The organism is Rhodopseudomonas sp. BR0M22, from assembly GCF_010907035.1.
Classification (GTDB): domain Bacteria; phylum Pseudomonadota; class Alphaproteobacteria; order Rhizobiales; family Xanthobacteraceae; genus Rhodopseudomonas.
In genome coordinates, this window is sequence record NZ_QUMK01000123.1 from 1 (window position 1) to 6357 (window position 6357).

The following is a 6357-nucleotide window of genomic DNA, read 5'->3' on the forward strand; positions in this document are numbered from 1 at the left end:
CCCCATCCACGACCCCGACCGCGCTGCGCATGGGCCGGCGTCGATGCCAGCGTCATCGCCGCGCCGGTGGTGGCGACCATCCCCAATCCGTACATCGTCAACAGCGCAACGCTTGCCAGTGCGCGCGTCAGAAATTTACGGGGCTTTCCGCCCGAGGGCTGTGTCGACTTGTTCATGGATATTCTCTCCCGATGTTGGTGCAGTGATTTCGTCTGCTGTTGGGGGCGGAGCGTTCAATGCATCGACCGTCAATGCATCGCAGCGATGCCGGGGCGACCGCAAGACTCACGAGGCGGACGAAGTTTCCGCGCGGGGAATGTGACAGAGGCTCGAGTACCGGACAATCCGCCGCGGCGCGACAATCGACCGCGGACCGGTTACTTCTGTCCGGGCATCTTCGCCGCGACGATGTCGTCGGCCTTGACCCATCCCGGTGAACCGACGGGGAAGCGGGATTTGGCGCGAGCCGCCAGCTCTCGCGCGGTCTTCGAATCGCCGCGCAAATACGCCGCCTGCGCCGAAGCGAGATCGGCCTCGGCGTAGTTGCCGATCTGGCCATAGGCCATTGCAAGCTGACTATAGCCCATCGGCACTTCGCCCTCGCGGCCCAGCGCGCCGCGCAGGATGCGAATGGCTTCGTCGGTGTAGGCCTTGTTGTTGCTGGCGACCAGCGCTTGGCCGAGCAGGATCTCGATCAGCGGCGCGCCGCGGGTCATCGCCACCGCCTTGCGCAGGGGCGCAATGGCTTCCGCTGGCTTGCCGCCTTCGAGCAGGGCCTGGCCACGCAACTCGTAGAAATACGGGTTGTTAGGCTGAGCCTGAATCAGCCCGTCGATCTGCGCCTGTGCCGAGCGCGGATCGCCGTGCAAGTAGCTGGCGATCGCGCGTGCATAGCGCGCCGGAAGGCTGGTGTTCGACGCCGGATAGCGCCGATACACCGTATCCGGCCGCTCCATGAATCCCGACACTTTGGCGCGCATCATGTCGTGGCGCATTTGCAGCGACGCATCGTCCTTCTTGTCCCAGTAAGGGCTCGATCGGGCGAGGTCGGCGAGGGCCGCGACGCGTTCGGCGGGCATCGGATGCGATTGCGCATAAGGATCGGCGCCGCGCGCGGCGAACAGGCTCTCCTTGGTGAAGCGCTGGAAGGTTTCGTACATGCCCTTCGCGGACTGCTGCGTCGCGTTGAGGAATTTCACAGCGGCCCGGTCGGCGTTCTCTTCCTGCTGCCGCTGATACGACAGAATATTGCGCCGAAGAATCTCCTGCGGCGCCGAGATCGCGGCGGCACCGATATTGCTGGCGCCGCTGTTCGGTCCGGCACTGGCACCCGCGACCATCGCGCCGACGCCGAGCAACATCGCGACGATCATCTGGGTCTGTGCGTTGGAGATCTGCGTCCGCAACTTCGACAGATGACCGCCGGCGAGATGGCCGGTTTCGTGCGCCAGCACACCGATCAACTGGTTCGGCGTCTCCGACTGCAGCAGCGCGCCATAATTGACGAAGATGCGGTGTCCGTCGGCTACGAAGGCGTTGAAAGTCGGGTCATTGATGATCGCGACCTGAATGTTCTGCTTCTCGAGGCCCGCGACGCGCAGGATGGGCCGGGTATAGTCGCGCAGCAACTGCTCGGTCTCGGTGTCGCGCAGCAGCGGCGGGCCCTTCTGACTAGGCGCCTGCGCCATCACGGGAACCGGCGGGACCGCCAGCGCGAGTGCAAGGAAGCCCGCGACCAGCCGCGAAGCGTGTTTGCGTGCGGACGGGCATAGCCGTCCGGCGAAAACTGCAATGTCCTTCAGCATTGGCCGTGCATCGAATTCCGGGTATCTCCAGGTCGGCCCAGCAAGACGGCAGCGGCGCGGCGCGCAGCGGGTTCACCGAACAGACCGCGCGGGGATAGCAGAATTCGATGCTCGATGCGACCAAGACACAGCGTGCACGCGGATTATTGACCGCCTCCGCCCGCAGCGACGTACCGCCATTCATGGTGATGGACGTGATGGCTGCGGCCGACCGGATCGAGGCGGCCGGCGGTCACGTCATTCACATGGAAGTCGGACAGCCATGGGCGCCTGCGCCGCGCGCCGCGCTCGCCGCTGCGCATGCCGCACTCGACAGCAGCCGGATCGACTACACCTCGGCACTCGGGATTCCGTCGCTGCGCGCACGGATCGCGAAGCATTATCGCGAAACCTATCGCTGCGACATCGATCCGGACCGCATCGTGGTCACCACGGGATCGTCGGGCGCGTTCATCCTGTCGTTCCTGGCGTTGTTCGAACCGGGCGATCGCGTCGCGGTGACGGTGCCGGGCTATCCGCCGTATCGCCATATCCTGAATGCGCTCGGCTGCGTGCCAGTGCCGATCGAGACACACAGCGAGACGCGTCACGCGCTGACCGGCGAAGCGCTGCTCGCCGCGCATCGCAAGGCGCCGCTGAAGGGCGTGCTGGTCGGCAGCCCCGCCAATCCGACCGGCACGATGATGACGCGCGAGGCGCTGACCGAATTGATCGCAGTCGCCGAGAGCGAAGGCATCCGCTTCATCTCCGACGAAATCTATCACGGCCTCGACTACGCGTTTCCGGCGGTGACCGCCGCGGAGCTGTCGCCGAATGCGGTGGTGATCAACTCGTTCTCGAAATACTTCTGCATGACCGGCTGGCGCGTCGGCTGGATGGTGCTGCCGGAGAATCTGGTGCGGCCGGTCGAGCGCCTGCAGCAGAATTTGGCGATTTCGGTGCCGACGTTGTCGCAGATTGCCGCCGAGGCGGCGTTCGACGGGCGCGCCGAGATGGAAGCGGTCAAGCGTGGCTATGAAGAAAACCGCGCGATCCTGATCGAAGGGTTGCCGAAAGCGGGCTTGACCGAGTTCCTGCCGGCGGACGGCGCGTTCTATCTGTACGCCGACGTCTCCGCCTTCACCGCCGATAGCTACGACTTCACCAAGCGGATGCTGGAAGAGGCGAGGGTGGCGGCAACCCCAGGGATCGATTTCGATCCGGTGCGGGGCAAGAGCTTCGTGCGGTTTTCCTACGCCCGTTCGGCCGACGACATGCGCGAAGCGGTGCGGCGGATCACGGCTTGGCTTGGACGATAATTTCGTCTGAATGACTGTATCGGCAATTTCGCTGCTTGATCTAAGCGGCAATTCGTCGCTATAGGCTCCCGCGACTATTTCCTCCCGGGAGAATTCCCTTGCCGCTCGGTTCGTCCGCGCCGCCCAGGATCGGCGGCCACACCGCGCTCGCAGCCGATGTATGGCCGCGGCGCTCGGACGGATTCTCCTCCTGGTTGCGGGCGGCTGTGTTGATCGCGTGCGGTTCGGGGCTGCTGGCGCTGTCCGCCAAGGTCAACCTGCCGCTGCCGTTGGTTCCAATGACACTGCAGACGCTGGTGGTGGTGCTGATCGGCGCCGCCTATGGCGCCCGGCTCGGCGCCGCGACCGTGCTCGCCTATGTCGCCGAAGGCGCCGCCGGCTTGCCGGTGTTCGCCGGTCCGGTCGGCGGGCTGGCGCCGCTGCTCGGCCCGACCGCCGGCTATCTGGCCGGCTTCGTGGTCGCCGCCGTCCTGGTCGGCTGGTGCGCCGAACGTGGTTTCGATCGCTCGGTGGCCAAGCTCTTCGCCGCAATGCTCTCCGGCCACCTCGCCATTCTGACGCTCGGCTTCGCTTGGCTCGCTTTCGGGCTCCATCTCGGCATCGCCAAGGCCTGGTGGGTCGGGGTGGTTCCGTTCCTCGCCGGTTCACTGGTCAAGTCCGCGCTCGGAGCGGCCTTGCTGCCCGCCGTGCGCCGCATCGTCGACCGCCCAAGCTGACGGTTCGCTGTTCAATCGACATGGCCGACCGGACTGCCTGCGGTCGGCCAGCAACGTCTTATCGTTCGACAGGCATCAAGCGAGTGGAGTGATCGCCATGTCGGCAACGACCCATATCGATGCACCAGCACTGCCGCAACGCGGCAAGTCGAAGCCCTTCTACAAGGTGCTCTACGTCCAGGTGCTGTTCGCCATCGTGCTCGGCGTGCTGCTCGGCTGGCTGTCGCCGCATATCGCCACCAACGAATGGGTCAAGGCGCTCGGCGACGGCTTCGTCAAGCTGATCAAGATGGTGATCGCGCCGATCATCTTCTGCACCGTGGTGTCGGGCATCGCCCACATTCAGGACGCCCGCAAGGTCGGACGCGTCGGCGTCAAGGCACTGCTGTATTTCGAAGTGGTGTCGTCCTTTGCGCTGCTGCTCGGCCTGATCGTCGGCAACATCTTCCAGGTCGGCCACGGTCTCGCCGCCAAGCCGGACGCCGGTGCGGTGGCGAAATACGTCGATCAGGCCAGCCATCTGAAGGCGGTCGACTTCGTGCTGCACATCATCCCGGATAGCGTCGTCGGCGCCTTTGCGCAGGGCGACATCCTGCAGGTGCTGCTGTTTGCGGTGCTGTTCGGCTTCTCGCTGATGGCGCTGGGCGAGCGCGGCCATCGGCTTCGCGACGTGATCGACGATGCCGCGCACGCGGTGTTCGGCGTCATCGCCATCGTGATGAAAGCGGCGCCGCTCGGCGCGTTCGGCGCGATGGCCTTCACCATCGGCAAATACGGCCCGGCCGCACTCAGCAACCTGCTCGGGCTGGTGCTGCTGTTCTACGCGACCGCCGCGCTGTTCGTGGTGCTGGTGCTCGGGCTGATCGCGCGCTTCGTCGGCTTCAACATCTTCAAGTTCATCGCCTACATCAAGGACGAGCTATTGATCGTGCTCGGCACCTCGTCGTCGGAAAGCGCGCTGCCGCAGCTGATGGAGAAGCTGGAGCGGCTCGGCTGCTCGAAGTCGGTGGTCGGCCTCGTGGTGCCGACTGGCTATTCGTTCAACCTCGACGGCACCAACATCTATATGACGCTGGCGACGTTGTTCATCGCCCAGGCGCTCGGCATCGAACTGAGCTTCACTCACCAGGTTGCGATTCTGTTGGTGGCGATGCTGACCTCGAAGGGCGCCAGCGGCGTCACCGGCGCCGGATTCGTGACGCTCGCCGGCACGCTCGCCGCGGTCAATCCCGCGCTGCTGCCGGGGATGGCGATCGTGTTCTCGATCGACAAGTTCATGAGCGAGGTTCGCGCACTCACCAACATCACCGGCAATGGCGTCGCCGCGGTGTTCGTGTCGTGGTGGGAAGGCGAACTCGACCACGATCGGCTGCACGCCAATCTCAACCGCACCATCGATCCATCGGACGTCGAGACCGCCGTCACCACGGGCTGAGCGTCTGTCCAGGAGTGCGGAAGGCCGCCCGGCGCACCCGCCGGGCGGCCTTCTTGATTCCTTGGCGGCGGTCTATCCGGCCGGGAGTTGGATTTCGACGCGCAAGCCGCCGAGCGCAGACCGTTCCAGCGTCAAAGAGCCCGCGTAGAGTTCGACGAGCTCGCGCGTGATCGAAAGGCCGAAGCCGAATCCTGGCGCGCTCTCGTCCAGCCGGTGGCCGGCTTGAACGGCGTCGGCGATCTGGTCCGCCGACAGGCCCGGTCCATCGTCCTCGATCGCCAGCACCACGTTGCGCGCCTCCATGGACGCATGAAGTTCGATCTTGCTTCGGCACCATGTGAAGGCGTTTTCGAGGATGTTGCCGAGCATCTCGTCGACGTCCTGCTGCTCGCATCCGACTGCGATTTCGGCCGGGACGCTCTGAGAGACTTCGATTGCCTTGTCGGCATTCACTCTGCTGAGCACCAGGACGAGGTCGGCCACGCGCGGCGCCAGCAGCGTGCGTGCCCGGACAGGGCCCCCCAAGGCGGCCGATCGTGCCCGTCCGAGGTGATGCCGGATTCGGCGATCCATCAGCACCACGAGGCTTTGCAGATCGTCGGAGTTTGAACCGTTGTTGCGCAGCGAAACTGCCAATGTGGCAAGCGGCGTTTTTAGCCCGTGCGCCAGGTTCGCGACGTGCCGTCGTGCCCTCTCGAGATTGGCCGAATTTTCGTCGAGCAGGGCGTTGAGTTCATCGGCGAGCGGCTGCAATTCACGCGGCTGCGCTTCTGGAACGCGATTGCGCGCGCCGGCACGCACATCAGCGATCGCACGTCGCAGGCTCTCGACGGGACGTAGTCCGAGCCTGACTTGCAGCAGCATGGCGATGATCAGGCTCAGCCCGAGCAGCGCAAGCGAGACTGCCAGCGTGCGCATCGCCTCGCCGAGCGGGCCGCGCACGGCGTCGCGCGGTGCTGACGCGGCGATGGTAATCGGCATCCCGAGCTGCGTCACGTTTGCGATACGGTAGTGCAACATTTGATCGCGGGGGCCGATGCCATCGGCCGGTACGGGCCGGACTGTGAAGGCACCATCCTTGGGGGGATTGGCATCTCCAGGGC

5 protein-coding genes are annotated in these 6357 nt (G+C 65.2%); 3 read left to right on the plus strand and 2 right to left on the minus strand.

The genetic code is table 11. The features are described 5' to 3' along the window. Window positions 1-377: 377 nt before the first annotated feature. On the minus strand, window positions 378-1805 hold the full coding sequence (locus tag DY468_RS24135) for a M48 family metalloprotease (RefSeq protein ID WP_164608096.1): 1428 nt from the start codon (window positions 1803-1805) through the stop codon (window positions 378-380). A 107-nt stretch (window positions 1806-1912) separates the two neighbouring features. Here DY468_RS24135 and DY468_RS24140 point away from each other — a divergent pair, with 107 nt between their 5' ends. The 3 genes from DY468_RS24140 (at window position 1913) to DY468_RS24150 (ending at window position 5254) form a co-directional block, all read left to right on the plus strand. Beyond that, entirely contained in the window at window positions 1913-3103 is a 1191-nt protein-coding gene (locus DY468_RS24140) for a pyridoxal phosphate-dependent aminotransferase (protein WP_164608098.1), read from the plus strand. A 98-nt stretch (window positions 3104-3201) separates the two neighbouring features. After that, entirely contained in the window at window positions 3202-3819 is a 618-nt protein-coding gene (locus DY468_RS24145) for a biotin transporter BioY (protein WP_205512677.1), read from the plus strand. A gap of 97 nt (window positions 3820-3916) precedes the next feature. Next, a complete protein-coding gene (locus DY468_RS24150) occupies window positions 3917-5254 on the plus strand; it encodes a dicarboxylate/amino acid:cation symporter (RefSeq protein WP_164608099.1) in 1338 nt (445 codons plus the stop codon). A 72-nt stretch (window positions 5255-5326) separates the two neighbouring features. On the opposite strand, the gene DY468_RS24155 is transcribed toward DY468_RS24150, so the two are convergent. Continuing rightward, window positions 5327-6357 (minus strand): ATP-binding protein (locus tag DY468_RS24155; RefSeq protein ID WP_205512679.1); only part of this gene is annotated, 1031 nt, incomplete at its 5' end.

Excerpts from the sequence above, each read along its gene's own strand:
- DY468_RS24135 (WP_164608096.1), bottom strand. The coding sequence starts at position 1,805 with ATGCTGAAGGACATTGCAGTTTTCGCCGGACGGCTATGCCCGTCCGCA.
- DY468_RS24140 (WP_164608098.1), top strand. The coding sequence starts at position 1,913 with ATGCTCGATGCGACCAAGACACAGCGTGCACGCGGATTATTGACCGCC.
- DY468_RS24150 (WP_164608099.1), top strand. The coding sequence starts at position 3,917 with ATGTCGGCAACGACCCATATCGATGCACCAGCACTGCCGCAACGCGGC.